The 25,528-nt window shown below is 58.8% G+C and carries 26 protein-coding genes and 1 pseudogene; 12 read left to right on the top strand and 15 right to left on the bottom strand.

Going from position 1 to position 25,528, the window contains the following annotated elements; genetic code table 11:
* Positions 1–20 precede the first annotated feature (20 nt).
* Positions 21–362 carry a helix-turn-helix domain-containing protein gene (locus tag AC5YUO_RS25565; RefSeq protein WP_052820928.1) on the top strand — a complete coding sequence of 114 codons (342 nt, stop codon included), beginning with the start codon at positions 21–23 and terminating at the stop codon, positions 360–362.
* 34 nt (positions 363–396) lie between these two features.
* On the opposite strand, the gene AC5YUO_RS25560 is transcribed toward AC5YUO_RS25565, so the two are convergent.
* Genes AC5YUO_RS25560 through AC5YUO_RS25535 form a run of 6 tightly spaced genes read right to left on the bottom strand, consistent with a single transcriptional unit; the run spans position 397 to position 3,606 of the window.
* Positions 397–936, bottom strand: coding sequence for a hypothetical protein (locus AC5YUO_RS25560; RefSeq protein ID WP_496156599.1), 540 nt, complete (start codon positions 934–936; stop codon positions 397–399).
* Positions 937–957: 21 nt separating this feature from the next.
* Positions 958–1,329 carry a hypothetical protein gene (locus AC5YUO_RS25555; protein ID WP_496156598.1) on the bottom strand — a complete coding sequence of 124 codons (372 nt, stop codon included), beginning with the start codon at positions 1,327–1,329 and terminating at the stop codon, positions 958–960.
* Between the two features lie 8 nt (positions 1,330–1,337).
* Positions 1,338–1,652 carry a hypothetical protein gene (locus AC5YUO_RS25550; protein ID WP_496156597.1) on the bottom strand — a complete coding sequence of 105 codons (315 nt, stop codon included), beginning with the start codon at positions 1,650–1,652 and terminating at the stop codon, positions 1,338–1,340.
* Positions 1,653–2,276: a thermonuclease family protein gene (locus AC5YUO_RS25545; protein ID WP_142843474.1), complete on the bottom strand. Its 624-nt coding sequence runs from the start codon at positions 2,274–2,276 to the stop codon at positions 1,653–1,655.
* Complete coding sequence (locus AC5YUO_RS25540; protein ID WP_496156596.1) at positions 2,273–2,926, bottom strand: thermonuclease family protein; 654 nt, start codon at positions 2,924–2,926, stop codon at positions 2,273–2,275. Before AC5YUO_RS25540 ends, AC5YUO_RS25545 begins: the two co-directional genes overlap by 4 nt.
* Positions 2,926–3,606 (bottom strand): thermonuclease family protein, encoded by a 681-nt coding sequence (locus AC5YUO_RS25535; protein ID WP_496156595.1) that lies wholly within the window; start codon positions 3,604–3,606, stop codon positions 2,926–2,928. Before AC5YUO_RS25535 ends, AC5YUO_RS25540 begins: the two co-directional genes overlap by 1 nt.
* A gap of 127 nt (positions 3,607–3,733) precedes the next feature.
* Here AC5YUO_RS25535 and AC5YUO_RS25530 point away from each other — a divergent pair, with 127 nt between their 5' ends.
* The 5 genes from AC5YUO_RS25530 to AC5YUO_RS25510 all read left to right on the top strand — a co-directional run bounded on the left by AC5YUO_RS25530 (position 3,734) and on the right by AC5YUO_RS25510 (position 7,805).
* The gene (locus AC5YUO_RS25530) at positions 3,734–4,135 is read left to right on the top strand and encodes a hypothetical protein (protein WP_496156594.1); all 402 of its coding nucleotides are present in this window, start codon (positions 3,734–3,736) and stop codon (positions 4,133–4,135) included.
* 143 nt (positions 4,136–4,278) lie between these two features.
* Positions 4,279–5,028 carry a ParA family protein gene (locus tag AC5YUO_RS25525; RefSeq protein ID WP_496156593.1) on the top strand — a complete coding sequence of 250 codons (750 nt, stop codon included), beginning with the start codon at positions 4,279–4,281 and terminating at the stop codon, positions 5,026–5,028.
* Between the two features lie 86 nt (positions 5,029–5,114).
* A complete protein-coding gene (locus AC5YUO_RS25520) occupies positions 5,115–5,420 on the top strand; it encodes a hypothetical protein (RefSeq protein ID WP_496156592.1) in 306 nt (101 codons plus the stop codon).
* Positions 5,421–5,425: 5 nt separating this feature from the next.
* Positions 5,426–5,818, top strand: coding sequence for a hypothetical protein (locus AC5YUO_RS25515; protein ID WP_496156591.1), 393 nt, complete (start codon positions 5,426–5,428; stop codon positions 5,816–5,818).
* Entirely contained in the window at positions 5,784–7,805 is a 2,022-nt protein-coding gene (locus AC5YUO_RS25510) for a relaxase/mobilization nuclease domain-containing protein (protein WP_496156590.1), read from the top strand. Before AC5YUO_RS25515 ends, AC5YUO_RS25510 begins: the two co-directional genes overlap by 35 nt.
* A gap of 11 nt (positions 7,806–7,816) precedes the next feature.
* Here the strand turns inward: AC5YUO_RS25510 and AC5YUO_RS25505 are convergent, their stop codons facing one another.
* The 3 genes from AC5YUO_RS25505 to AC5YUO_RS25495 all read right to left on the bottom strand — a co-directional run bounded on the left by AC5YUO_RS25505 (position 7,817) and on the right by AC5YUO_RS25495 (position 10,023).
* On the bottom strand, positions 7,817–8,473 hold the full coding sequence (locus AC5YUO_RS25505; RefSeq protein WP_496156589.1) for a hypothetical protein: 657 nt from the start codon (positions 8,471–8,473) through the stop codon (positions 7,817–7,819).
* Between the two features lie 78 nt (positions 8,474–8,551).
* Complete coding sequence (locus tag AC5YUO_RS25500; protein ID WP_496156588.1) at positions 8,552–9,217, bottom strand: acyl-homoserine-lactone synthase; 666 nt, start codon at positions 9,215–9,217, stop codon at positions 8,552–8,554.
* Positions 9,218–9,291: 74 nt separating this feature from the next.
* The gene (locus AC5YUO_RS25495) at positions 9,292–10,023 is read right to left on the bottom strand and encodes a LuxR family transcriptional regulator (protein WP_496156587.1); all 732 of its coding nucleotides are present in this window, start codon (positions 10,021–10,023) and stop codon (positions 9,292–9,294) included.
* Between the two features lie 887 nt (positions 10,024–10,910).
* Between AC5YUO_RS25495 and AC5YUO_RS25490 the strand changes: the two genes are divergently transcribed.
* The gene (locus AC5YUO_RS25490; protein WP_496156586.1) at positions 10,911–13,235 is read left to right on the top strand and encodes a methyl-accepting chemotaxis protein; all 2,325 of its coding nucleotides are present in this window, start codon (positions 10,911–10,913) and stop codon (positions 13,233–13,235) included.
* Positions 13,236–13,448: 213 nt separating this feature from the next.
* On the opposite strand, the pseudogene hutC reads toward AC5YUO_RS25490, so the two are convergent.
* Positions 13,449–14,242, bottom strand: a pseudogene (gene hutC, locus AC5YUO_RS25485) (histidine utilization transcriptional repressor HutC).
* Positions 14,243–14,273: 31 nt separating this feature from the next.
* Entirely contained in the window at positions 14,274–15,620 is a 1,347-nt protein-coding gene (locus tag AC5YUO_RS25480; RefSeq protein WP_496156585.1) for a formimidoylglutamate deiminase, read from the bottom strand.
* A gap of 106 nt (positions 15,621–15,726) precedes the next feature.
* On the opposite strand from AC5YUO_RS25480, the gene hutI reads away from it, so the two are divergent.
* Genes hutI through AC5YUO_RS25455 form a run of 5 tightly spaced genes read left to right on the top strand, consistent with a single transcriptional unit; the run spans position 15,727 to position 21,622 of the window.
* Positions 15,727–16,995, top strand: a complete 1,269-nt coding sequence (gene hutI / locus AC5YUO_RS25475; RefSeq protein WP_496156584.1) for an imidazolonepropionase — start codon at positions 15,727–15,729, stop codon at positions 16,993–16,995.
* Entirely contained in the window at positions 16,992–18,527 is a 1,536-nt protein-coding gene (gene hutH / locus AC5YUO_RS25470; protein WP_496156583.1) for a histidine ammonia-lyase, read from the top strand. Before hutI ends, hutH begins: the two co-directional genes overlap by 4 nt.
* 1 nt (position 18,528) lies before the next feature.
* Positions 18,529–19,329, top strand: coding sequence for an N-formylglutamate deformylase (gene hutG, locus AC5YUO_RS25465; RefSeq protein ID WP_496156582.1), 801 nt, complete (start codon positions 18,529–18,531; stop codon positions 19,327–19,329).
* A 16-nt stretch (positions 19,330–19,345) separates the two neighbouring features.
* Positions 19,346–21,031: a urocanate hydratase gene (hutU, locus tag AC5YUO_RS25460; RefSeq protein ID WP_496156581.1), complete on the top strand. Its 1,686-nt coding sequence runs from the start codon at positions 19,346–19,348 to the stop codon at positions 21,029–21,031.
* 3 nt (positions 21,032–21,034) lie between these two features.
* Complete coding sequence (locus AC5YUO_RS25455; RefSeq protein WP_496156580.1) at positions 21,035–21,622, top strand: HutD/Ves family protein; 588 nt, start codon at positions 21,035–21,037, stop codon at positions 21,620–21,622.
* Positions 21,623–22,264: 642 nt separating this feature from the next.
* Here the strand turns inward: AC5YUO_RS25455 and AC5YUO_RS25450 are convergent.
* From AC5YUO_RS25450 to AC5YUO_RS25435, 4 genes are all read right to left on the bottom strand, one after another.
* Entirely contained in the window at positions 22,265–22,957 is a 693-nt protein-coding gene (locus tag AC5YUO_RS25450) for an FAD-binding oxidoreductase (RefSeq protein WP_496156855.1), read from the bottom strand.
* 70 nt (positions 22,958–23,027) lie between these two features.
* Complete coding sequence (locus tag AC5YUO_RS25445) at positions 23,028–23,663, bottom strand: FAD-binding oxidoreductase (protein ID WP_496156579.1); 636 nt, start codon at positions 23,661–23,663, stop codon at positions 23,028–23,030.
* Between the two features lie 51 nt (positions 23,664–23,714).
* On the bottom strand, positions 23,715–24,296 hold the full coding sequence (gfa, locus tag AC5YUO_RS25440) for an S-(hydroxymethyl)glutathione synthase (RefSeq protein WP_496156578.1): 582 nt from the start codon (positions 24,294–24,296) through the stop codon (positions 23,715–23,717).
* Positions 24,297–24,384: 88 nt separating this feature from the next.
* A complete protein-coding gene (locus AC5YUO_RS25435; protein WP_496156577.1) occupies positions 24,385–25,512 on the bottom strand; it encodes an S-(hydroxymethyl)glutathione dehydrogenase/class III alcohol dehydrogenase in 1,128 nt (375 codons plus the stop codon).
* Positions 25,513–25,528: the final 16 nt, after the last annotated feature.

The following is a 25,528-nucleotide window of genomic DNA, read 5'->3' as shown; positions in this document are numbered from 1 at the left end:
GGGGCTGGGGGTGGCGACCAATGCCCCGTCTGAAACGCCAGCCCCCGGTGGAGGCCGTGGACATTTCGACGATCGACACGTTGTCGTTCCAGGAGAGGCTTGCTATCGGTCTCGAACGATTGAAGGCCGAGCGCAAATTGACGAATCGGGAGCTTGCTGAGCAGCTCGGCGTACACGAAGCATACATATCGCAGGTGACGCGTGCCATGCGAGACGTCAAGCTATCGACACTCGACAAGATGCAGCGCGAGTGGAATGTCGTCATCGAGGATTTGCTCAGGATCACTGAAGCTGACCTCCATCGGATAGCGGTTTGGAAAGCCCGCCGAAAGAAACAGAGAGGCGCCGCGACCGACTCGTGATGCGGTGGTCGCCCCAGCTGTGGCAGGAGAAGCCCTAGTGGTTCAGGTTAAACCAGAACCTTTCTTTCACCCCGTTGTCGTTCGGAATATCGAAATAGTAGGGATCCGCGCGGCGAGGGCGCGGAGTGGCAGTCTGCTGGATGCAGCTTTCGCCATCCCGGCCGAAGCGCCGATTTATCGTCAACCCTGCTGAGCTGGTATTGCCATCGTGATGGCCCGATGCCCGGCAGACATTGACCGTTTCGATGCATTGATCAGGTTCTCCCCGCCAATTGTTGTCGCCACCTCGCGAGGAGTAGCCCACCGTGGTGCCAGCAGGGCAATCCTCGTAGGTTTCACGACCAGGCTTTCCCGCCTTCGCCTCATGGCAGATGGGCCAGGAGAAGCCGGGTCTGGACATGGCGGTGATGAGTTTGCGCATCGGCGGCACGCAGTAGGAGATACCGTGCCAGGATGGGTTTTTCGATGCGGCGCACAGCAGAACCTGGCATCCCCATTCGGCGTCTTCGGCCTTTGCTGGCACCGCCGAAAGCGCGCCTATCAAGCCAGCGGACAATAACACGATCGCCTTCACAGTGCGTCTCCTTTGAGTGGCTTACTGGATTTGGACCCAGGTGTTGTCGATTTTCGCGAACGACAGGGTGCCGGGCTGCGTCGTACCCGCGAAGGAACCGCTTGTTGTTGTGATGATGCCGGTACAGGTGACACCAGGTACCGCCTGACGAGGTTTGCACTCCGAGATACGGATCGTGCGGCCCGATTTGGCGATCGCAGCACTCGCTTGCCTGTCGTCGGGAAAGTCAAATGCTGGCTGCCGTTGAAGCTCACTCTCGAGCCGCGCGACCTCCTGTTCAAGTTCCACTATCGTGTCGGCCCGTACAGACTCGTTGATCGTGTACCCGCCAGCAGATCCCACGACGAAAGCAATGCCAGCGGCGATAAGCGATCCGTAGTCGAGCTTCTTCATCGGCAACCTCAATATCCTTCGATCCCGAGGCGTTTCAGGATCGCGATCGGATTGGTTTCGCACTCCGATTTCCATTCGCGATGCTGGGCGCAGGCGTAGGCGTATTGGCTGAGGTCGGCCGAAGACAGGTCTGCAAGCCTGTTGCCAACCGCCTTCCATTGCTGCACGTCTGCCGGATCGCAACCAGCACCACCCGCGCCGCAAAAGTCCGGATCGCGTTGCTCGATCTGGGTTTGGGTGGCGCCGTCCTGGGCGCCGGCGGCAAACGGAGAAACAGCCAGTAGAATGGCAATAATGGTCGAAGTTTCGAAAGGGCGTTTCATTTAACCTCCGTGCACCTGCGTGAAGGACAGTGCTTTGTCGGGAGTGACGGGTAGGGGGAGGGGAAGCCCCTCTTCTGTGGCTGATGCGGGGCCATCGGACAGATCACCAGGCTCTGGCGATGCATTGTAGAGCCAGGGAGGAGACAGGTCAGGCGACGACCAGATGCCGAAACCGAGCCCTCTCGCCCTTCTTTCAATATCGAAATAGGCAGGGACTTGAGGTTCATTACGATAGTTGAAGGCGTAGCCGATGCCTTCCGCGATTGCCGTCGCTGCCAGATTTGTCTCACCAACAAAACAATGCGCGATCAGGTTCTTGTTGCTGTCTCGACCGATAGGCGCGCAGTTGACGTCCTGGCCAAGCGTCCGAAGGATCATCCAGGCACGCGAGACCTGACCGACAGGCCATGTCACGCCTTCGGTCGTAGCGTTCTGCGCCAGTCTGGGGGCTTCATATCCAGCCAGACGGATAAGCTGACGCGTTTTGACGAACTCGAATGTGGTTCCATCAATGACCTGAACCTTGCCGTATATCTGACGGGGAACGTCGGATGGGCGGGCTTGCGCCAGCGTCCCTGTCGGGATGAGAGCGAGGACAATCGTCGAGATGGTGGCAAGCTTCATCGCGACACTCCCGCTTGTTGCATCAGAACAGAGACAGGGTGCGGCATATCTGGATAGTCCCAAAGACCCGCGCGGGCGTTGCGGGCGCTTTCCTCAGCGACCCTATATCCGGGAACAATAACCTGGCCGGTGCTGTCGACTGCCGCAAATCCCCATCCTTGCGCGATAACGTAGGTCGCAAGATCATATCGGTGCTCCCCGGCAGTCGTCTGACATGCAACCACGGCATTGTTCTGGTCGACCATCTGAATGGTTGCGCAGACGGGCTTTGTGTCCCTGACCAACGCCTGCATCATGATCACGTTGAATTCACCGCAGTCGCGCGAGCTTCCCTGGGATACGGTAACGGCGGTCCCGCGAAGGCATGACTGGAGCCCATAGAGCCGATATCGTTGCCCGTTTGAGACCCAGCTATCGCCGGTCTCGAACTGTGCACGCGTCGGGAATGGTGCGAACGCGGAAGATGGCGGAAGCGCCACGTCTTCCGTGGCAGAAGCGTCAGCTTGCGAGGTCTGAACGGGGACGACGGGCAGCCAAGGCGGTTGCGTATGTGGAGCTTCACTGCCGGCCAGCATCGGCATTATGACGAAGCCTGCGTAGAAGCCGGAGACTGCGATCGTGGAAATAAGCATCAAGGTTCCGATCTGCATCAGTGCATTGTCGGATTGGCGCGGTAACGCTCACCGTAGGGATGGAAGAAATGGTCGCTGGCCCAGATACCGGCTTTCGCTCCTCGCGCGACTTGTTCCGCCCGAGCATATTCCGGGAAGATCGGCTGGCCAGTACGATCACGGAAAGCAAACGCTACGCCTTTGCTGATGAGTACCTCAGAGAGCGACCGCACCGTGTCTCCGTCCATGAAAAAGCATTCCGCATATCGTACCGTCGGCTGGCCGGAGTTCCGTCCAAGTTCATGGCAGGGGAATGCGGTGCCAGCGATAGCCTGCACCTCGCCGATGGTCGCCGTCATCGCTGCAAGTGAGATAATGGTACACGTGGCAATGACACCCGCATATTCGAGCGGCTCGGTCGACAGGCAGCCTTGAACCCCTGCAAGTTTGATGATCGTTCCATCCGCTGCGAAAAATGCGCTGCCGCTCAACGCCGCTTTTGGGGTGACACTTTCAAGATCAAGTCGCGTTATGATCGAGGACGTGTCGAATGGTGTTGGCGACGCGGGGATCAGGTCTCGCCCCTGTACATAAGCCTGCTGGTAGTGGCTGACGAACTCTTCAGCCGTGTCCGCCCTGGCCGTCTCGGGCAGCGAGACCAGAGCACCCAAAAGGCTGTAAATGAGGCGGCGAGAAGATCGCCATGCGTCATTCTTCATGTTCGCATCCGTCACCTGTTGACTTTTTTGAACATGCACGAAATTGTACTGTAGTGCAAGTATGGAAAAGTTTTGAAAACTGAGATAAGGTCGTTCAAACGTTCGATTTGTATGTGGGGATCAGAGGATGGCGATGTATCGGAAGGCATTCACAGTCTTCACTCTTCCATTCCGTGCTGTTTGGTTGTTGATTCGGATTGCGTGTTTTTTACTGGTGGCAGCGGCATGCATCCTGGTGGCGGCCTTCGTCGGCTACTGGGTAGTCTTGACGTTTTCTTATGTCTTTCTGCCGCTTGAAACGACCGAGAACATTTGGCAGTGGGCTTCGCATCTCTATGAGCGATCGGCAGGGTTCAAGGCTGCGACAATCACCGCATTCTTGCTGCTTATCCTGCCAATTCTCCGTTTCTGGCCGGTGAGAGACCCACTTAGCGAGGCGTTACGTGAGCGCGACATTATGCGGATCAATGAGGGGGTAATCGCAGCCCGACGTCAGGATGAAGCACCAGCAAAGCTTCGCGGCCGGTAAAAAACGCGTTTCCCTCTTGTCACGTGGAGAACGAAGGCAACTTGCCGAATTGAACAGATTTCGATCTTCCGCTTTCGATCGTGTGAGCGTGAGCGGGATTGGTTGATCGTAACATCGGCTTCGGCTCAAAGGGTGCGGATTTCATGACAGTCAAACCTCTCTCGCTCGCCATATCGACCTTCAAGGGCGGTGCTGGAAAGTCCACCCTGAACGTCAATCTTGCTGCGGAGTTCGCGCAGCAAGGTCACAGGACGCTTCTGATCGATTGCGACGAGCAGGAATCATCGACGCGCTGGTATAATGTCTCCATGAAGCGCGGGCTTTTGCCGACCGACGGAACGTTGTTACATTTGCGCGTAGCGCCCGGAGACAGGTTTCGTGAGCGGCTCGACAGGGCCCCAGAAGCGGACATCCGCATCTACGATGTCGGCGGCTATGTGCATCAGCGTGCGGTCGAGGTTTACCACGAGTGCGATGCAATCCTCATTCCGGTCATTCCCGAACCAACAGCCGCGACCTCAGCCATCAAGGTGGCCACGATCCTGACCGAGATCGGCCGGAAGCGGGACAGGGGACCGATCCCCTACGCGGCGATCTGGAACTACATCGACATGATCGCCCTCAAACACAATCGATCCCTTCCCGAGGTTCACGCCATCCTGACGAGCGGCCGGATACCCATGGTCGAGACGGTCGTGCGCAAGAGCAATCATTTCAGCGATGTCGGGGCCGGTTATGGTTCCCTCTACTCCAAGCTTGCGGGCATCGCAGACAATCCGTCGTTGACGCCGTCGGCCAAGCGCAGGGCATCGGAAAGCGTGCTTGACGCAATCGATCTTGTGAAGAGGATCAACAACGAGTTCATCGGGCTTCTGCAGGCGGAGGCCGCCTAAACGATGTCGAGGGACAGAACGCCTGCCGGAAACATTCTCGCCCTTGCCCGATCCCGCGAACAGTTCAGGAGGCCGCGACATCGTATATGCCGACGACCATCGACCTCGACACACTCATGCCCGATGGTGATGCCCAAGGAGAGGAAACCGCGCCTTCTGCGGCCAATTTACCTAAGACCCACACCCCAGCCAGGCAAGAACGCAAGGAGCGACCTGTGGCGACCGCGCCCGCAAAAGCGGCTGGCGTGTCCGGCAAACGAAAACGGATATCACTCTACATCGACGACGACGTGTTGACCAAGATTTTCCGAGTGTCGTTGGAGAGCCATGAGCAACTGTCATCGGCGACGCACAGGCTCATCCTCGAGGCGCTGAAGGCGAGGGGACTCTAGACCGCATGCGACACCCGCCCATCATTTTTCGTCTGCCGGATCACATCTTAAGCAATGTCGACGCACTTGCCGGACGGCTCGACGTCTCCGTCAATATAATCGCCAAGCTGATCGTCACCAGGGAGATCATGCATGTTCCCGCCATGCTCGAAGAACATGATCTGCAAATGGCAAACATGCACCAGTTTCTTCGCGAACTTGCCTGGCGCAATGAGGAGTTGTTCGCGCAAGACGTCGGATTAGCTGAGGGGACAAGGCTGATTTCACAGAAGCTGGACGAGGTGATGGGGGCCATCGACGCTGTCCGCGATGCCGCCTTTGTTCGGCCGTCATCTTACATTGTCGAGCTGATCAGGAAACACGATGAACGAGGTCTCCAGAAATCGCTCGAAGTCTAGACCCGAAGGTCGGCGACTACCGAGCTATCTTGATTTGATCGAAGACGATCTGCGCCGACGTGGAGGCGGCGGCGGAGGAGGGGGAAAACGACCGGCGGTCGGCCAGAGCAAACGACCGTCGACGAGACATGCTGGTGCTGCCTCGGCGATCAGTCGTGCTACAGGCAACAATGCAGTGGTGGTCAAGGTCCTTTCCTATGGCGCCGGCGCGGGTTCGGCCCATAACGTGCTTGTCTACCAGAGCAAGGAAGAAAAGGCGCTCGATCAGGATGGTCGCGAAGTATCGGATCTAAACCAAGCGGTGCGTTCGTGGGAGAGGGACTTCGGCAATCGCAAGGGGAGCAGCGACGTGCTGCGTCTGACTTACGAGCTTGAAAACACCCGCCGGGAAGGCGTAGCCCGCGCACTTGCTTCACTCGCCGCCGACGGTTTCCATAAAGCCGGCGACCCTTCACGAACTTACGCCTTCAGTGTGAGCGATGGCGTAAGCGAGCAAACAAGATTGCATTTCGCCCTGGTAATTGCTCACGAGAAGAAGGACAGGTCGGATCGAAGCGGCAGCAATCGCATTCCAGGAGAACTCGACGTGGCGCATGCGATCGACGCACGTCTGGATCGAGCTCTCCGGAAAGAGGGAGTTATGCCGATTTCTCGATACCCCGCTGAGTTTTCTTCAGGTCCAAAGGGGTTAACGGCAACGCTGCACGCCATGCAGCGCAGGGGCGCGGAGGTAACGCTTTCGACGACGACGCATATCGAGGAGCGTCCAGGCAGGAGCGGACGTTACCTCCATGGCGCTGAGCGGCGCGAAATCACCACTGCCGATCACAAACAACTGACGGCAGAAGGGAAAGTCGTCGGTGCCCTCATGCAAACCCGTCAGCCGCGAGATTTCATGCACTTGTTGCTGTCAGGACCGGCAAGTGTCGATCGCGATCACTTTGTTTCTGCCGGGCGCGATTTTCTAAGAGAACAATTCGCCGGGCACCGTTTTGCCTATGCCGTCCATAATCGCAATGCTCTCGACAAGCATCCACACATGCATGTGATCGTTGCGCTACGAAATTCCAGTGGCAAGATGCTCAATCCGAACATCCGCGACTTTACGGAATGGCGGCTGCGTTTCGCCGACAAGGCACGCGAACGGGGCATCCCGATCGACCGTCAGAAGCGGCTTGAGCGAGCAGGCCCTCCGCCCGTCAAGCGCTGGGAATGGGAAATGTTCCGCCGGATGGGAGCCACGGCCCCAAGCAACGTCGTCGACAAAGTTCTGGCGAAGGTCCGCGATACGCCGACAGCCCCCAGATTGCAGGATGCACAAAAGCGGCTTGATCAGAGCCGGCGCGCAGTTGGGCTCATTCTGAAAATGTTGGACGAGATAGGGAAGAATCGGTCTGCGCCCAGCACGGCGCGCGAACTTAGCCAGGACCTGTCGATAGGCCTCCAACATGAATACCGGCGGCTTGAGACAGCAGTCCGTGCCGGTCGTGACCCAGCAAACGAGAAAGGAGAAGAGCACATGCTGAGATCGACACCTATCAGCGCTGCCCAGGCGAAGGCTGCGAAGGAGACACTGGCGAACACCGCAGTGAGCCTGGCCACCAAGATCGCCAACCCCGCCGATCGACTGATCTTCGAACAGGCGACGAAGATTATTGGGAAGGTGGTTGGGCTGCAGCTTGACTCACGGGTGGTCAAAAACCGCGATCGTGATGCCGCGGGTCAACAGAAAAGCAGCGTGAACAGTTTGGCGACGAAATCGGCAGCCGGCCGCGATCATGTTGCGGAGCAGGGTGTCGTCAACACGAGTTCGAACAACCGATCGCTCGATCAATCACGCATCGCGCGCTCCAACGCCGAATATGACAGGCCGGAAGCGGATCGGCCAGATCCAAAGCGTGAAAAGGCTCAGCGACAGTCTCACGAGTCACAGAAGTCGATAAAACTTCGTCCGCCTCAGGAAAAGGATCGCGATCGGAGCCGCTGAGTGAATGATACTCATCCTTGTTCACTGCATTTGGCTGACTGGCGGCTCAGTCCCAAAATCCGTTGAATCTCAGTGTTAAGCTGTGGCGCGTTCACGGTCGCCGACCGATTAAAATATTGTCGTTCCATTTCTCTCCAAACCGGGATCGTTCGATCCTCCGGCAATCCAGAATACTGGATAGACGATATGTTGGCGCTGGTTGCCGCAAGCAGCCCAACAGCAGTGCTGGTGACAAATATGGCGTCCTTCTTGTCTACACCATACCACTCAACGGCGTGTAAGATCATCGCGGAAATCAATCCATCCGTCCCTCGTTGCGTCTCGTCCGCTTGGGGTATCTCTCGTCTTCCTTGCTGAGAAATACCCCATGTCATCCAGAAATCGGGCATTGCGTTCCGGATCTGCAGCAATTTGTCGAGTCTTCCGGTGAGGGCCGCGAATTCTGCCGGGCCGTGAGAGCCGACGTCCATCCCCCTTGCATCCGAGATGAATCCGAACCTTACGCCGATCCGTCGCAGGTGCTGTAGCATTTGGACGAAGTCGTTGCTGATATCTCCCAGCATGAAATCCCGAGGCGGATTGTTCCGTCTCAAAAGGGTGCCGTCTCGCTCGAAGATGACAAGGCCGATAGACCCAATTCTCCGGAATGCTCTGCCATTGCTATTCATGTCTGGTAACCAAAACGTGAAGTACCTTGCATTTACAAGGGCGGCGACGCCCTTCCCGACCCTCGCGATTGCCGTAGTTCAAGCGGTCAACAGCACCCGCGTTTCAGGCTCCCGCGCCGCGAATGAACTGCCTGCGTACAAGGGCTGAGTAATCTGCAATCTCAACCGCATTTGGCTGCAGACGCGTTGCGAAACCTCGAATGCTCCGCAGCATACCGCAAACCTTCCATAGCCATCGGCACGACCAAGCTCATCAAACTCTGCACCGGCGCGTTTATAGAACCTGCGCATGTGCGGTTCGTAATTCGAGATCAGTGTATCGATGCCATGGTCGAGGGCGACTTCGCATAGCGCAAGGAGAAGCAGGCAAAAAGCACGATCTGGACGCATGTCGGGAAAGTTGCGAGCAACAGTTTCTTCATCGATACACATGCGGGTTCCTTCCCAAATGCCGGGCGCAACGAGATCGCAAGCGTTCGGAAATGTCTCGCGAAAGACGTCGTAGAGAAGAGTAGGGCCTGTGGTTGGCATGAGCCGGACGGAACCGTAGAGTACTTGCCGGTCATCGCTGCACCATATGAGATAGGCAGGATGGAGTTCGTCGTAGCGATCGCGTTCATGAGGGCCGGACACTGTTACATTCCAGCGAAGGAGATCAGCAAAAACCCGCTTTCTCAGCCGGAACGATTGATCGAGAAGGTCAGTATACCTGTGAAATTCGTGAGCCTGAACAAGAAGATACATGTTTGCCTCCATCATTTGATGAAAAGCACCATGAGGATTTCACGAGAGCCGATAAATTCCCCAGAATGGTACCCTTAGTTGGGGGTATTGCCAAATGGATTGATCAGTCGCAGCTGCATCGCTCGCGCGATCGTAAAGGTGATTGAACCGCCCCCCAGTTTGTGGCGAGCCGACTTGATGTAGGCTCTTGTCGTGTGCTCAGAGAGCTTCAGCATCACCGCAATGTCGATACTGTCTTTGCCCAGGGCAGTCCAATGCAGGCACTCGATTTCGCGACTGGATAGCTGTGGGACCGGGTCGTGCTCGCCGTGAAGTTCGAAGATGGCCTTGTGATGGATAAGAACCGCCAGATCTCGCCATTCATTCCGGAATTGTCTAATGCTTGCATCCCATTCGTCCGCCGCTTTGTGCGAATTGACAGAAAAGAGAGCCAGACGCGCCTTGTCGATGATAGGAATGGAGAAACCATTAGAGCCAATCCCGTGATTGCGCGCGTCCAGAAGAAAGCCATGGGCTGAGGTCGGTACTTCGACTTCGCGCCAGTCGAAGGGCATCTGCCGCACGAGGCCTTCACGAAGTATTGGATCGATTTTGACGTAATCGCGCAGCAGGTAGCGAGATACCCATTTAGCGTTGTAAGTGGTGCGCACGTAAGGGGTATCGACAACATCAGCAACCGTCAGCGCCAGATGATAGGTCACGAAATCGATATCGTATGCCCGTTGAAATACTTGTAAGGCATCTTCAACTGTTGGTACCGCCCCGATATCCTCAAGTAGCTTTTCGAACCGATCCAACCGCTGCATTCCGTCGTCTCCTTCAGGGCAATCTAGAATAGCAGTACGAATGAATTCAAGCTAAAATTGCATAAGATAGATTATGGAACTTATTTCCGGATCGTGTCACTGTCAGCCAATGCCTGCATACGCACCGCCTAGGTGCCGCCTTCCGAGCGTAAGGTGGATCGCTGAAATTTGGTTGCCGTAGAGGCAAGAAGGTGGGGTACACTTTTAGTCGCTAGTTCGTCGCGATGGTCCTTTGTCGGCGCACATACTGCTTCTCGGACAAACGTAAGGGGCCATTAGTGCAGATGGTCAGGTTAAAGGAGCCGCATCGTTGAGCGCCGGCGCATCCGCATCTTCACGTCCTCGATGTCGAGGAGGGCCTTTTCCCAGCACAGCTAACACCTATACGAAACCATTCCAAAACTCCTCACGGGAAAGTCGGTCTGCACCCGCCCTCACTCGACTAAGTTCGATAAGATGCGGAACACAGCCGGCAGGATTTAGGAGCGTGACAGGTTGGGGATAAAGGGAGAACGAGCAGTTGAAGGCTGCGCCAAGTTGATCAAGCCTGCCACTGCTGGTACTTGCGACAGCGTCGCTTTGCGACCGCTGTATGATGCCACCCGTAAATCCCAAAGCCCTCAAATCTGCGACAAGAAGATTACGATACGGGCTCTTATGCAACAGCAATGCTGCACGATTTAGTTGCGTTTTTCGCAACAGCCGCCGTTGCTCCGATCCACGCACTCGTCAAATATGCGCAATTAATCAATACCTTGATCGCTATTCTCGGACCGCGTCCCTCGCTCCCGTTTAGCCGTGCCATGATTCTTCGTCATATTTCTTTAAGTAGTTGGTGTCGAAGCTGCCAACGAAACTACGCCGACAGCTAAACTTGGGAGGTTACATTGCTCTTCAGATCGACAACCGGCCGGAATATCTTCTCGGTGGCCGCGTTCGGCGTTTTTGCCACAATCGCCACCTCTGCGGTACTTTTTTATAGGTCTTATGAGGATGTGCGCGCTACGAGTATCGAGCGCATGCTGCAGATCGCACAAACCGAAGCACTCGTTTTCGACAAAGGGGTCGCCGGAACTATTCATATTGTTGATGCGCTAAAAACGACTTTGCTTACTATGAAAGAGACCGGATCCACCGATCGCAATGAAGCCAATCATCTGTTTCGCAATATACTGAAGGACAATCCCAATCTGCTTGGAATTTGGTCCGGCTGGGAGCCGCAAGCCTTCGACGGAAAGGATAACGAGTTCAAAGGTAAAGAAGGATATGATGCGACCGGCCGCTACATAACTTACTGGGTTCGGAGCGGCGATCAGATCTCTAATGCACCTTTGGAGGGCTATGCGACCCCTCCGGAGAGCCGCACGGTCGTCGCCGAACCTTATTCGTATTCGATTGACGGCAAGGATGTGCTGATGACTTCGGTTGCGGAGACGGTCATGGAAAATGGAAAGCCGATCGGATCCGTCGGCGTCGACTTATCCCTCCATGAAACCAGCCTCGCGCTTACCTCAGCCCACCCCATGGGGACGGGCTTCGTCAGCTTAGTATCAAGCACTGGCAAGATCGTCGCTCATCCAGACGGTTCGCTGATTGGGAAAACCCTGTCCGAAGCCAGCGTGCAGACATCTGGTTGGAGCGAAATAATTGCAACACCCGGAGTCGCACATGAGATCAGTTCGGTGGACGGCATGGCATACTTGGCTGTCGCCGCTGTTGTTGCGATGCCCGATGGCACAAAGTGGTACGCAATTGTCTCTGTTCCAAAGAGCACTGTGTTTGCGCAACTTAATGTCCTGATGCGAGATGCAGCAATCACCGTCAGCGTGGCCGCGCTGTTGTTGGCGCTTGCGGGCTGGATCGTCGCGCGCCGCTTCATTGGCCGGATTTCCAACGTGATTGAAGAAACTGCAGATATTGCGGACGGAAATCTGGAGCTCGTCCTGAGGGACAAAGATGCCAAGGATGAAATTGGTGATCTGGCACGGTCCCTCGAAGTCTTGCTGGGGCATAACAGGGACAAAGCCCGCCTTGAAAGCGAAGCCAACGCCAACCGAAGCATGACGGAGCGTGAGCGGGACGCACGCGAGGCCGAAAAGGCAAAAAGTGATGCCGAACTGCGGTTTGCCTCTGAACACATTGCCAAGGGGTTGGCGCAACTTTCGGAGGGGAATATCGCCTTCCGGATTGAAGCGCCCTTTGCAACCCATCTAGACACTGTGCGGCAGGATTTCAACGCCGCAGCAGAGAAGCTCGAATCGGCCCTTAGGCGTGTATCTGAGAACGCCCGCGGTATAGAGGCAGGCTCGAACGAAATCCGCACCGCCGCGGATGACCTCGCCATGCGCACGTCACAGCAGGCGGCTGCTGTGGAAGAGACTGCGGCGGCCCTTGAGCAGATTACCACAACGGTAAAGGACGCGACGAAGCGCGCCCAAGAGGCAGGCGAACTTGTTGCCCGCACGCGCAGAGGCGCTGAACAGTCGGGCGAGGTGGTTCGACGGGCCGTCGCTTCAATGCAGCATATTGAAAAATCGTCGGGCGAAATCAACAGCATCATTGGGGTGATTGACGAAATTGCCTTCCAGACGAACCTGCTTGCCTTGAACGCCGGTGTCGAAGCTGCACGTGCTGGTGATGCGGGGAAGGGCTTTGCGGTGGTCGCCCAGGAGGTCCGGGAGCTTGCACAGCGGTCGGCGAACGCGGCCAAGCAAATCAAGACGCTGATCACGACGTCGAACGCACAGGTTCAGGACGGCGTTCAGCTTGTTGGCGAAACGGGACGCGCGCTGGCGACGATCGTCGTGGAGGTCCAGGAGATCAACCGGCACGTGAGTGCGATCGTGGAGGCAGCACAGGAGCAGGCGTCAGGGCTCCAACAGATCAATACCGCCGTGAATCAAATGGATCAGGATACTCAGAAGAATGCCGCTATGGTAGAAGAGACGAACGCGGCGACACATAGCCTGTCGCAAGAAGTGACGTCGCTGAACGAACTTCTGACGCTCTTCCAAATGTCGTCGAATGTTCAGCCCGACATCATGCGACCTATCCCTGACTTGCCTTCAACGATCTCTCCGAGACATGGTTACTATGCCAAGGACACGAACGTCCCGCCGACTTCGCCTGCGCGGGTGCTGGGAAACAAAATCGCGCGCGCTTTCTCGGGCAATACTGCACTTGAACGAGACCACCAGTGGGAAGAGTTTTGACGACCTGAGCATCGTGGGAGAGGGTTTAACATAGACCGCGTACTTGACGACAAGCCCTCTTCCGCCGACCGACCATCGCAACGATCCCAAGGGTTTGTTTCGAAAGAGCGAGGCGCATTATTTCCAGTGTTCCCAAGTTTGGATGCAAACCAGGGGCGAGGAGCTTTATGTTTACGCCAGTTCTAACTGGAAACGGTTCTCCGCTTTTCAGCGTCAGCTCGTTGCTGAAGCGAAGTCAGCGACCAGTTCGTGCTTGTCTCCCGGGTAGGTCAAACAGACATGGGTGACATTATAACTCCCGCTCCGCGTGCGCCGCTCCATGACAAGGCATGGTGTGCCCGGTGAGACCGCAAGTAGCCCGGCGACACGAGCGTCGGCACGACGGCGCGGATCCGGTGCTGGGCCATGCTCCAGGGAATCTTGCTTGTCAGCCAGGGGCCAGTGCCACTTCATCGAAGTGATCCCCGATGGCTTCCGGAACAGCCTCCAGGTTAATGAGGCGATCTTCCAGACAAAAGGGTTGCTCGCCAGCATAATGTACCGCCAAAACTTCAATGACCTGTGCCGATTCGGAAAGGTCCATGCGGCGGCTCGGCGTCCTTTGCTTTTCGTTGCGTACTCAAAAGCTTTTCGTAGCTGTATGACAGGCCGAGCGATTCGACTTCGAGGCGGATATCATGGATTTCCAGCACGGCAGATTGTGCGTGCGGATGAGTGGCGTGGCTGCCAGACTTGCGGCGGCGCTTGATAAGGCCGCGCTTGACGAGCTCGGTGATCGCCTTGTTCGCTGTCATACGTGAGCACTGGTATTGCTCGCTCAGTTCATGCTCGAAGGGGATGCGATAGCCTGGTGGCCATTCGCCCGAGAGGATTCTGCCCTCCACGTCCTCTAGGATGCGGCGGTGCAGCGACGGCGCCTTGGCGTCGGCTTGGGGCTGGTAATCTGGGGAAATGGAGATAGCCGGCTCCGTGCGTGTGCCGGGCGGGAATCGCCCGGCCTTTATCATAGGAAAGGCCCAAGCGCCTTTCAATGAAAAGTCAGGCGTCGGCGAGCGCCCGCATCGTCTCGGCAAATCGCCGGCCGACCGCCTCGCGCGCGACGTGGCGACCGCCCTCCACCTGCCGTCGCCCGTTCACCCAGACACAGTCGACCGTCGCGCCGTTTGCGAAGATCCAGCTATCGAGCAGGCCGTCGCCGGCAAGCACGAGGCCGTGGCGCGGCGCTAGGCTGACGAAATCGGCGGCATTGCCGGCGACAAGGCACGCCGGCGCGCCGAGCGCGGCGGCCCCGCCGGCAAGCGCGCCGTCGAACAATGCGCGTCCCGTCGAGCCGCCGGGGGCGGCCAGCACGTTGCGTGCGCGTTGGGCGAGACGCTGCGAATATTCGTACTGACGCAGTTCGTCCGGCAGGCCGATCAGCACGTTGGAATCCGAGCCGACCCCAAATCGGCCGCCCGCAGCTAGGAAATCCTGGCCGGCGAAGATGCCGTCGCCGAGATTGGCCTCTGTCACCGGGCAGAGGCCGGCAATCGCGCCGGCCTTCGCCATGGCGGTCGTCTCGGCCCCGGTCATGTGCGTGGCGTGGATGAAGCACCAACGAGAGTCGACATTCTGGTTGTCGAGCAACCATTCCACAGGACGGCGGCCGGACCAGGCGACGCTGTCCTCCACCTCCTTCACCTGCTCGGCGATGTGGATATGCACCGGCCTGTCGCCGGCCATGGCGATGACGGCGGAAAGCTCTTCGGATGTAACGGCGCGCAGGCTATGCGGGGCGACGCCGGTGACGCCCTCCTGCAGCGTGTCGGTGAGCGCGCGGCAGCGTTCCAGGAGGCGCGAATAGGAATCGGCATCGTTGATGAAGCGGCGCTGCCCCTCGCCCGGCACCATGCCGCCGAAGCCGGCATGGGCGTAGAAGACCGGCAACAAGGTCAGGGCGATGCCCGTCGCGGATGCGGCCGACGCGATGCGCGCGGCCATCTCGGCGATATCACTATAATGTGCGCCGTCCTTGTCATGGTGCAGATAATGGAACTCGCCGACGCGGGTGAAGCCGGCTTCTAGCATCTCGACATAGAGCTGGGCGGCGACGGCTTCGACATCGTCCGGCGTCATGGAGAGCGCGAAACGGTACATGATGTTGCGCCAGCTCCAGAAAGAATCGCTGCTCGGCCCGCGCGTCTCTGCAAGGCCGGCCATGCCGCGCTGGAAGGCATGGCTGTGAAGGTTCGGCATGCCGGCGACGACGGTGTCATGGCGCTCGTCGGCGGCTTCAGGCGCAACGTCCGTTTCCAGCGCGCTGATGCGGCCCGCCTCGACGTGCAGCCGCACATTGTTCGCCCAGCCACCCGTAAGCAGCGCCTGCCTTGCATGAATGACGGCCATCGTCCCCTCCTTGCCGGTGCAACGTGAACGCGGCCTCAAATTGGGCCTTGCGTGTCGCGCCCTTATGTATATACATTACATCTATTACAGGGAAGAGGCAATCGCGATGACGATACCGGAAAGGGACGCGCCCCGCGTCTGGCTCAATGCGCGCCTGGCGACGCTCAACGAAAGCCTTCCGGGGCTCGGCATCGTCGAGGCCGGGGCCATCGCCGTCGAGGACGGGCGCATCGCCTTCGCCGGTCTCGAAGCCGAGCTTCCCGCCACCTTTGCCAGCGCCGAGAGCATCGACTGCGGGGGGCGCTGGATCACACCGGGGCTCATCGACTGCCATACCCATCTCGTCCATGCCGGCGACCGCGCCCATGAATTCGAGCTTCGCCTTGCCGGGGCCTCCTATGAGGAGATCGCGCGGGCGGGCGGCGGCATCGTCTCCTCCGTCAAGGCGCTGCGCGCGGCAAGCGAGGACGAGCTGGTGCGCCAGACCCTCCCCCGTGTGGATGCGCTGATCGCCGAGGGCGTGACGACGATGGAGATCAAGTCCGGCTACGGGCTCGATACCGAGAACGAGCTGAAGTCGTTGCGCGCGGCCCGCCGCATCGCCGAGGAACGCGACGTCACCGTGCGCACCACCTTCCTCGGCGCCCATGCGCTTCCGGCGGAAATGAACGGCGACAAGGCGGCCTATATCGACAAAGTCGCCCGCGAGATGCTGCCGGCCATCGCCGCCGAAGGGCTGGCGGACGCCGTCGACGGCTTCTGCGAGGGCATCGCCTTCTCGACGGACGAGATGGCGAAGGTCTTCGACGCCGCGGAGAGCCACGGCCTGCCGGTCAAGCTCCATGCCGATCAGCTCTCCAACCTGCATGGCGCGGCGCTTGCCGCCCGCTACGGCGCGCTTTCGGCCGATCACCTCGAATATACAGACGATGCGGGCGCGGCCGCCATGGCCAAGGCCGGCACCATCGCCGTCATCCTGCCGGGCGCCTTCTATTTCATCCGCGAGACGAAGAAGCCGCCAATCGAGCTCTTCCGCAAACACGGCGTGAAGATGGCGGTCGCCACCGACGCCAATCCGGGCACCTCGCCGCTCACCTCCCTCCTCCTCACCATGAATATGGCCGCGACGCTCTTCGGCATGACGGTCGAGGAATGCATCGCCGGCATAACGCGTGAGGCCGCCCGTGCGCTCGGCCTCGTCGACGTGGTGGGAACGCTGGAGGCCGGCAAATGGGCCGATTTCGTCGTCTGGAGCATCGGTCGACCGGCGGAGCTGGTCTACCGCATGGGCTTCAATCCGATGCATTCTCGTGTCCGCCGAGGACTGCAATTCTATCAATTGGTAGCAGCAAGCTGCCGCAGGAGTGAATCATGACCATCACGCTTCATCCGGGCTCCGTTTCCCTCAGCGATCTCGAGCGCATCTACTGGACCGGCGAAGAAGCCCGGCTCGACGCATCGTTTGATACAAGCATTGCCAAGGCTGCCGCGCGCGTTGCGGAAATTGCTGCCGACAATGCCCCGGTCTACGGCATCAACACGGGCTTCGGCAAACTGGCATCAATCAAGATCGACAGCGCCGATGTGGCGACTCTGCAGCGCAACCTCATTCTTTCCCATTGCTGCGGCATCGGCCATCCGCTGCCGGACAATGTTGTGCGGCTGATCATGGCGCTGAAACTGATCTCGCTCGGCCGCGGCGCATCCGGCGTGCGGCTGGAGCTGGTGCGGCTCATCGAAGGCATGCTGGCAAAGGGCGTCATCCCGGTCATTCCGGAAAAGGGTTCCGTCGGCGCCTCGGGCGATCTCGCACCGCTTGCGCATCTTGCCGTCGTCATGATGGGCGAAGGCGAAGCCTTCTTTGGCGGCGAACGGCTGGATGGCGGCGCGGCACTTCAAAAAGCCGGTCTGACCCCGGTCGTGCTGGCCGCCAAGGAAGGTCTGGCGCTGATCAACGGCACGCAGGTGTCGACCGGTCTTGCGCTTGCCGGCCTCTTCCGTGCCCATCGCGCCGCGCAGGCCGCTCTCATCACCGGCGCGATGTCGACGGATGCGGCCATGGGCTCTTCCGCCCCGTTCCATCCGGATATCCACACGCTGCGTGGCCATAAGGGCCAGATCGATACCGCCGCTGCCCTTCGCGGCCTTCTGGCCGGCTCAGTGATCCGCGAAAGCCATATCGAGGGCGACGAGCGCGTGCAGGACCCTTATTGCATCCGCTGCCAGCCGCAGGTGGATGGCGCCTGCCTCGACCTTCTGCGCTCCGTCGGCCGCACGCTCGAAATCGAAGCCAACGCCGTCACCGACAATCCGCTCGTGCTTTCGGACAATTCCGTCGTTTCCGGCGGCAATTTTCATGCCGAGCCGGTTGCCTTCGCCGCCGATCAGATCGCGCTTGCCATCTGCGAAATCGGCGCCATCGCCCAGCGCCGCATCGCGCTGCTGGTCGATCCCGCCCTCTCCTACGGCCTGCCGGCTTTTCTTGCGAGGAAGCCCGGCCTCAACTCCGGCCTGATGATCGCCGAAGTGACCTCGGCGGCGCTGATGTCCGAGAACAAGCAGATGTCGCATCCGGCATCCGTCGATTCCACGCCGACTTCGGCCAATCAGGAAGACCACGTCTCCATGGCCTGCCACGGCGCCCGCCGTCTCTTGCAGATGACCGAGAACCTCTTCGGCATCATCGGCATCGAGGCGCTTTCCGCTGCGCAAGGCGTCGAATTCCGCGCGCCGCTGACGACCAGCCCCGAGCTGCAGAAGGCGATCGCGGCGATCCGCAAGACCATCCCGACGCTGGAGTTGGACCGTTACATGGCCGGCGACCTTGCCGCTGCCAGCGAACTCGTCGCGAACGGCACGCTGAACGCCTCGGTTTCGTCAGGCATCCTGCCGGTGCTGGTGGCTTGAGATGAGTGTCTTCGAAACCACCCAGGGCACCTCGCCCATCATCCTCGGCTTTCCGCATACCGGAACCGACGTGCCGCTTGCCGTCTGGGAGCGCCTGAACGATAACGGCAAAATCCTTGCCGATACCGACTGGCACATCCACACGCTCTATGACGGCCTCCTCGACAACGTCACGACGGTGCGGGCGACGTTCCATCGCTATGTCATCGACGCCAACAGGGATCCGGCCGGCGTCAGTCTTTATCCCGGCCAGAACACCACCGGCTTGGTACCGGAGACCGATTTCGATGGCATGGCGATCTGGAAGGACGGCATGCAGCCCAATGAGGCCGACATTGCCAATCGTCTCGCCAAATTTCATGCGCCTTACCATCGGGCGCTGGCCGCAGAAATCGAGCGGGTGAAATCCATTCACGGGGTGGCCGTTCTCTACGACTGCCACTCGATCCGCTCGCACATTCCCTTCCTCTTCGAAGGCAAGCTGCCGGATTTCAACATCGGCACCGACATGGGCAAGAGCTGCGACGCCGCCATCGAGCAGGCAACGCTTGCCGTCGCTTCCGCAGTGGAAGGCTACGACACCATTCTCAACGGCCGCTTCAAGGGTGGGTGGACGACGCGCCACTACGGCCAGGCTCAAACCGGCGTGCATGCGATCCAGATGGAACTGGCGCAATCCACCCATCTGGCGACCGAGGCCGTACCCTTCGCCTACGATACCGCGAAAGCCGAAAGGCTGCGCACGCATTTGAAAGACATCCTGCAGCGGATCGAAACGATCGCGCTTGGTTTGAAACGTTAAAACGGGGACATTCGAAATGACCAACCCACGCCACAATATTCGCGAGATCCGTGCGCCGCGCGGCGATCAGCTCAATGCCAAGAGCTGGATGACCGAAGCGCCGCTGCGCATGCTGATGAACAATCTCGATCCTGATGTCGCCGAGAACCCGAACGAGCTGGTCGTTTACGGCGGCATCGGCCGCGCCGCCCGCACCTGGGAGGATTTCGACCGTATCGCCGCGACGCTGAAGACGCTGACGGAAGAAGAGACGCTGCTCGTTCAGTCCGGCAAGCCGGTCGGCGTGTTCCGCACCCATAAGGATGCACCGCGCGTCCTAATCGCCAATTCCAACCTCGTGCCCCATTGGGCGACCTGGGATCACTTCAACGAGCTCGACAAGAAGGGCCTTGCTATGTACGGCCAGATGACGGCCGGCTCCTGGATCTATATCGGCACGCAGGGCATCGTGCAGGGCACCTACGAAACCTTCGTGGAAGCCGGCCGCCAACACTATGACGGCAATCTCAAGGGTAAGTGGATCCTGACCGGCGGCCTCGGCGGCATGGGCGGCGCACAGCCTTTGGCTGCCGTCATGGCAGGCGCCTGCTGCCTCGCCGTCGAGAGCGACGAAACCCGCATCGATTTCCGCCTGCGCACCCGCTATGTCGATGCGAAAGCCAAGACGCTGGACGAGGCGCTGGCCATGATAGCCGAATGGACGGCAAAGGGCGAGGCGAAGTCGGTCGGCCTGCTCGGCAATGCCGCAGAGATCTTCCCTGAACTCGTCAAGCGCATGAAGGCCGGCGGTCCCCGCCCCGACATCGTTACCGACCAGACCTCGGCCCATGACCCGCTGAACGGCTATCTGCCGATCGGCTGGACGGTTGCCGAACACAAGGCCAAGCGTGAAAGCGATCCGAAATCCGTTGAAACCGCCGCGCGCGCGTCCATGCGGCTGCATGTAGAAGCCATGGTCGCCTTCTGGGATGCCGGCGTGCCGACACTCGATTATGGCAATAATATCCGCCAAGTGGCCAAGGACGAAGGTTTCGAAAACGCCTTCGCCTTCCCGGGCTTCGTGCCAGCCTATATCCGCCCGCTCTTCTGCCGCGGCATCGGCCCGTTCCGCTGGGCAGCGCTTTCGGGCGATCCGGAGGATATCTACAAGACCGACGCCAAGGTGAAGGAGCTCCTGCCTGACAACAAGCACCTGCACAACTGGCTGGACATGGCGCGCGAGCGCATCGCCTTCCAGGGTCTGCCGGCGCGTATCTGCTGGGTCGGCCTCGGCGACCGCCACAAGCTCGGCCTCGCCTTCAACGAGATGGTGAAGAACGGCGAACTCAAGGCGCCGGTCGTCATCGGCCGCGACCATCTGGACTCCGGTTCCGTTGCCTCACCGAACCGCGAAACGGAAGCGATGAAGGACGGCTCCGACGCCGTGTCCGACTGGCCGCTGCTCAACGCGCTGTTGAACACCGCATCCGGCGCGACCTGGGTGTCGCTCCACCATGGCGGCGGCGTCGGCATGGGCTTCTCGCAGCATTCCGGCATGGTCATCTGCGCCGACGGCACCGATGACGCCGCCCGCCGCCTCGGCAACGTCCTCTGGAACGACCCGGCCACCGGCGTCATGCGCCATGCCGATGCGGGCTACGACATCGCCATCGATTGCGCCAAGGAAAAGGGCCTGCGGTTGCCCGGTATTTTGGGGAACTGATCAATGCAACTCCTCCGCGCCGCCGCTCACAAACGTATGCCCTGGAAGAATGGCGGCGGGGAGACTGTCGAGATTACCGTCTTTCCTGAAAATTCGGCTCTCGGCGATTTCGATTGGCGGGTCAGCATGGCGACCGTCGCCACTGACGGACCGTTCTCGATCTTCGACGGGATCGACCGGACGCTGTCGGTCCTTTCAGGCGACGGCATGTCGCTTTCCATCGAAGGGCTCGGCGAGAACCTGCTGACGCCGCAAACCCCGCCGCTGCGCTTCCCGGCGGATGCACCTACCATGGCGCGCCTGACCGGTGGTCCGATTATAGATCTCAATGTCATGACGCGCCGTCGGGCATTCAGCCACACGCTCACGCATCATGTCGTGGTAGGCTTGACCGCGCTTCCCGCGTCATCAGACAAGCGACTGCTGCTGGCGCTTGATAATTTCCGGGTCTCCACGGAAGCGGGCCTTGTCAGCCTTCAGTTCCTCGACTGTCTTGTGCTTGACGGTTCCGAAAAAGCTGAGCTTATGCCAAAGGAAGAGACCCTTTCCTTCTACCTCATTGAGATTGTGGCAAATCCAGATCGCCTGTAGACAGGGTATATGTCATGTCCGCTCGAAAATACGAAATCGTGTCCCGTCCCGTCGAGTGACTAGGTTTGAAATTATGGGTGACGACAAGTCGAACGAGCATTCACACCAAGTAATCGCTTGTCATCTCCCAGGTATGAATGAAAGCGCGCGCTCCACGCTACATTTCTCGATTTTTCAGATCCACACCATCCAAAGCCAACGATCTGGAGTGGATCGGAAGACTCTAATATCGCCGGCGTTGGAGCATTAAAAGTTCTCCCAGATGACACTGGCGAGATAAATGAATGCGAACAAAGCCGATTTTGCAGGTCGGGGCACCGGCAAAGTTATTTTGAAAACGGTCGTCGCTTCAGCACGAGGGTGAGGAATGCGTCTCCTTGGTCTGGAAACCGGCGGTGTAAATGCGTTCCAAGCGGCACTTGCGCTGTATCCGAAATTTGGTCTCAGGAAAGATGAAGCCTAGTCGAGAAATGTACAAACGAGTTCGATCATTTTCTCTATCTCGACTTCGAAGTGCAACGCGGCGTCCTAAGAAAGAGGCGTGTTTGAGTGTGTTAGTTCCCACCGGCAATGGAGGAAACGTAGAGGCTCCGGCTCCAAAATACTTCCTACATCAGCGCGAACTTAGCTCGCACGGCTCCTCTAGGCAAGAATCTTCCCAGGATTGAATAGTGCAGTCGGATCGAGCACGTCTTTAACTTTTTGCATCAGAGCGTGCTTCGCGGGATCTGTCAAACCGAGCAGAGGTCCTACCCTTTTTGTTCCGATGCCGTGCTCAGCGGAAAATGAGCCCCCCAGAGAACGAAGGTTCCGATACACGACATCCTCGATTACAGGCATCTTCGCGGCCGCAATGTTTCTAGCGGCAGCATTGAGTACGATGTGGAGATTTCCGTCCGCCAGGTGCCCAAAGACATAGGGATCGAGCGTTGCATCGATGTCTTTCAGTTCTGCGAGACAACGATCGAGATAAGTACTGACTTCCGATAACGGAACGGATATATCAAAGGATGGCGCGCCGGGATATTTGCGATAGATGAGATCGGTGTCTTCCCGCAACCTCCATATATTCCTTTCCTGCGCTCCCGTTGATGCGAGCACAGCCGAGGCATTAGGAAAGGTAGTGATAGTCTCTTCATAAATATCTTCGAGTTCTGCCTGAAGGGTCGCATATTCGGCTCCGCCAAGCGAGAGAAGGAGATGGATCGGATGGTCGCATCGATAGTCCGTTGTTGACCAGTGATGATGCTCGGATGTCAGCGTGAAAAAACTGCTCCAGACCGCCTCGGCCGCGCGAAGCTGTCCATATCTGACGGTACGTCCGAGCTGCACGATCTCCAGAGCGGAATTGACTGATGGCAGGCCGAAGAGGATCGTGGCGGTGGCTTGCGGCTTAGGCTCAAGCCTAATCGCGACCCGGGTGATGATGCCGAGCGTGCCTTCGCCGCCAATGAAAAGATGTTTGAGATCGTAACCCGCCGCATTCTTCAGTACCCTTGAGAGGTCGGAATAGACTGAGCCGTCGGGAAGGACTGCTTCCAGTCCGAGAATACGGTGTCTCATTACGCCGTGCCGAAAAGCGGTGATGCCACCTGCATTCGTTGACGCCATGCCCACCGATCGTTGCAGAGCCGCGGGACGGCAGGTCGATTCCGGGCTCGAGGCGATATTCATTCGCGGCCGCTTGCAGCGCCTGCAAAGTTACGCCGGCTTCGACGACCGCAACATGCTCGATCGGAGAAACGAGCAGGATACGATTGAGTCGAGCGGTCGATATGATAAGTTCGCCTGGTTGGGATATTGCTCCGCCCACGAGCCCCGTCCGTCCACCATGCGTAACAAGCGGCACCTTATGAACGGCGCAGCACCGCACGATGGCTGCGACTTCCTCCGTTGTTCCAGGAAGCACGACAACGCCTGCCCCAGGGTTTTCAAGCGTCACTCCGTAATCGATGGTGGAGGCGGCATCGCCGTCAATGAGATTTCCCTCGCCAACGATCTCGAAGAGTTGCGAATTGAATTCAGAGGGCAGGCTAGACATTCGACGTTTCCAGAAGTGGACTGCGAAGGATTAACTGCTGCGGCTTGGCTCTCAGGAGGCGCTTCCTGCAAACGCGCCATTCTTTTTGGCCGTCCAGGTTGCGATGTAATCCATGAGGCCCGGGCTCAGGCAGTCATAGGGTTCGAGATCGAGGTCTCTCAGGCGAACGCGCACGCCGTCCATCTTTGCGGGTTCGTAGCCACCTTCGATGATCGAAGATACGAAGGCCGCAAAGCCTGGCTTTGCCCAACCCGTTTCGTGGAAACGTTCCGGATGTACGAAAGACAAACCTTTGAACGGATGTTCACGTTCGACGGGACCGTAGAGATGGACGCCGCATTCCTTGCAGGCATGCCGCTGGATAAGTGCGGCCGGATCGATAACGGCGAGTTTGTCGGCGTTTTCCAGCACCTCGACGCTGTCTGTCGCTGCGACCGCAACGATGGAGAAGGCCGCGCCTTCCGGCTTCCAGCACTTGGTGCAGCCGCAGGCGTGATTGTGAGAGATGTCGCCCTTGACGCGCACCTTCACGGGATTGCTCTCGCAATTGCAAATAAGCGTGCCGCCGGCAAAGGCAGCATCGGATGCGTGAAATCCTGCATCGATAAGGGGATGTATGTGTATAGTCGACATTCTTTTCTCCTCCTCCATTGCCGGTGCGTTATTGCGCCGGCGATCATAGTCACCCCGTGACACCTCGTTTGTCGGATCTCAATCCGTCTCAATAGAGAACAACGCCACGAATACTCTCGCCTTTGTGCATAAGGTCGAAGCCCTTGTTGATGTCTTCGAGCGGCATCACGTGAGTGATCATCGGATCGATCTGGATCTTGCCTTCCATGTACCAGTCGACGATCTTCGGCACATCGGTGCGGCCGCGCGCGCCGCCGAAGGCGGTGCCCATCCAGTTGCGGCCGGTGACGAGCTGGAATGGACGCGTGGAGATTTCCTGGCCCGCGCCTGCAACGCCGATGATGATCGACTTGCCCCAGCCGCGATGTGAGGCTTCCAGCGCCTGACGCATGACCTTCGTGTTGCCGGTGCAGTCGAAGGTGTAATCCGCACCGCCGATCAGGTCACCATTGCGCTTCGTCATGTTGACGAGATAGGGCACGATGTCGTCGCCGACATCCTTCGGGTTGACGAAGTGGGTCATGCCGAACTTCTCGCCCCAGGCCTTGCGATCATTGTTGATATCGACGCCGATGATCATGTCCGCACCGGCAAGGCGCAGGCCCTGCAGCACGTTCAGACCGATGCCGCCGAGACCGAAGACGATGGCGGTCGCGCCGATCTCCACCTTGGCGGTGTTGATGACCGCGCCGATGCCGGTGGTGACGCCGCAACCGATGTAGCAGACCTTGTCGAAGGGCGCGTCGGGATTGATCTTGGCGAGCGCGATTTCCGGCAGGACGGTGTAGTTCGAGAAGGTCGAGCAGCCCATGTAGTGGTGGATCTTGTCCTTGCCGATCGAGAAGCGCGAGGTGCCGTCAGGCATCACGCCCTGACCCTGGGTGGCGCGGATGGAGGTGCACAGATTGGTCTTGCGCGAGGTGCAGGAATAACACTCGCGGCATTCCGGCGTGTAGAGCGGAATGACATGGTCACCCTTCTTGACCGAAGTGACGCCGGGGCCGACATCAACGACGATACCGGCGCCCTCATGGCCGAGGATTGCCGGGAAGAGGCCTTCCGGGTCAGCGCCAGACAGGGTGAAATCGTCGGTGTGGCAGATGCCGGTCGCCTTGACCTCAACAAGCACTTCGCCGGCGCGCGGACCTTCCAGCTGGACGGTCATGACCTCAAGCGGTTTTCCTGCCTGAATGGCAACAGCGGCACGTACATCCATAGATTACTTCCTTCTG

This window comes from Agrobacterium sp. LEGMi-208b, from assembly GCF_059511785.1.
The sequence above is the reverse complement of the archived record's forward strand: the minus strand, read 5'-3'. Positions and strand labels throughout refer to the sequence as shown.

Coding starts and splice junctions, on each gene's coding strand:
- AC5YUO_RS25565 (WP_052820928.1), top strand. CDS start 21: ATGCCCCGTCTGAAACGCCAGCCCCCGGTGGAGGCCGTGGACATTTCG.
- AC5YUO_RS25555 (WP_496156598.1), bottom strand. CDS start 1,329: ATGAAGAAGCTCGACTACGGATCGCTTATCGCCGCTGGCATTGCTTTC.
- AC5YUO_RS25550 (WP_496156597.1), bottom strand. CDS start 1,652: ATGAAACGCCCTTTCGAAACTTCGACCATTATTGCCATTCTACTGGCT.
- AC5YUO_RS25545 (WP_142843474.1), bottom strand. CDS start 2,276: ATGAAGCTTGCCACCATCTCGACGATTGTCCTCGCTCTCATCCCGACA.
- AC5YUO_RS25540 (WP_496156596.1), bottom strand. CDS start 2,926: ATGCAGATCGGAACCTTGATGCTTATTTCCACGATCGCAGTCTCCGGC.
- AC5YUO_RS25535 (WP_496156595.1), bottom strand. CDS start 3,606: ATGAAGAATGACGCATGGCGATCTTCTCGCCGCCTCATTTACAGCCTT.
- AC5YUO_RS25530 (WP_496156594.1), top strand. CDS start 3,734: ATGGCGATGTATCGGAAGGCATTCACAGTCTTCACTCTTCCATTCCGT.
- AC5YUO_RS25525 (WP_496156593.1), top strand. CDS start 4,279: ATGACAGTCAAACCTCTCTCGCTCGCCATATCGACCTTCAAGGGCGGT.
- AC5YUO_RS25520 (WP_496156592.1), top strand. CDS start 5,115: ATGCCGACGACCATCGACCTCGACACACTCATGCCCGATGGTGATGCC.
- AC5YUO_RS25515 (WP_496156591.1), top strand. CDS start 5,426: ATGCGACACCCGCCCATCATTTTTCGTCTGCCGGATCACATCTTAAGC.
- AC5YUO_RS25510 (WP_496156590.1), top strand. CDS start 5,784: ATGAACGAGGTCTCCAGAAATCGCTCGAAGTCTAGACCCGAAGGTCGG.
- AC5YUO_RS25505 (WP_496156589.1), bottom strand. CDS start 8,473: ATGAATAGCAATGGCAGAGCATTCCGGAGAATTGGGTCTATCGGCCTT.
- AC5YUO_RS25500 (WP_496156588.1), bottom strand. CDS start 9,217: ATGTATCTTCTTGTTCAGGCTCACGAATTTCACAGGTATACTGACCTT.
- AC5YUO_RS25495 (WP_496156587.1), bottom strand. CDS start 10,023: ATGCAGCGGTTGGATCGGTTCGAAAAGCTACTTGAGGATATCGGGGCG.
- AC5YUO_RS25480 (WP_496156585.1), bottom strand. CDS start 15,620: ATGGCCGTCATTCATGCAAGGCAGGCGCTGCTTACGGGTGGCTGGGCG.
- hutI (WP_496156584.1), top strand. CDS start 15,727: ATGACGATACCGGAAAGGGACGCGCCCCGCGTCTGGCTCAATGCGCGC.
- hutH (WP_496156583.1), top strand. CDS start 16,992: ATGACCATCACGCTTCATCCGGGCTCCGTTTCCCTCAGCGATCTCGAG.
- hutG (WP_496156582.1), top strand. CDS start 18,529: ATGAGTGTCTTCGAAACCACCCAGGGCACCTCGCCCATCATCCTCGGC.
- hutU (WP_496156581.1), top strand. CDS start 19,346: ATGACCAACCCACGCCACAATATTCGCGAGATCCGTGCGCCGCGCGGC.
- AC5YUO_RS25455 (WP_496156580.1), top strand. CDS start 21,035: ATGCAACTCCTCCGCGCCGCCGCTCACAAACGTATGCCCTGGAAGAAT.
- AC5YUO_RS25445 (WP_496156579.1), bottom strand. CDS start 23,663: ATGTCTAGCCTGCCCTCTGAATTCAATTCGCAACTCTTCGAGATCGTT.
- gfa (WP_496156578.1), bottom strand. CDS start 24,296: ATGTCGACTATACACATACATCCCCTTATCGATGCAGGATTTCACGCA.
- AC5YUO_RS25435 (WP_496156577.1), bottom strand. CDS start 25,512: ATGGATGTACGTGCCGCTGTTGCCATTCAGGCAGGAAAACCGCTTGAG.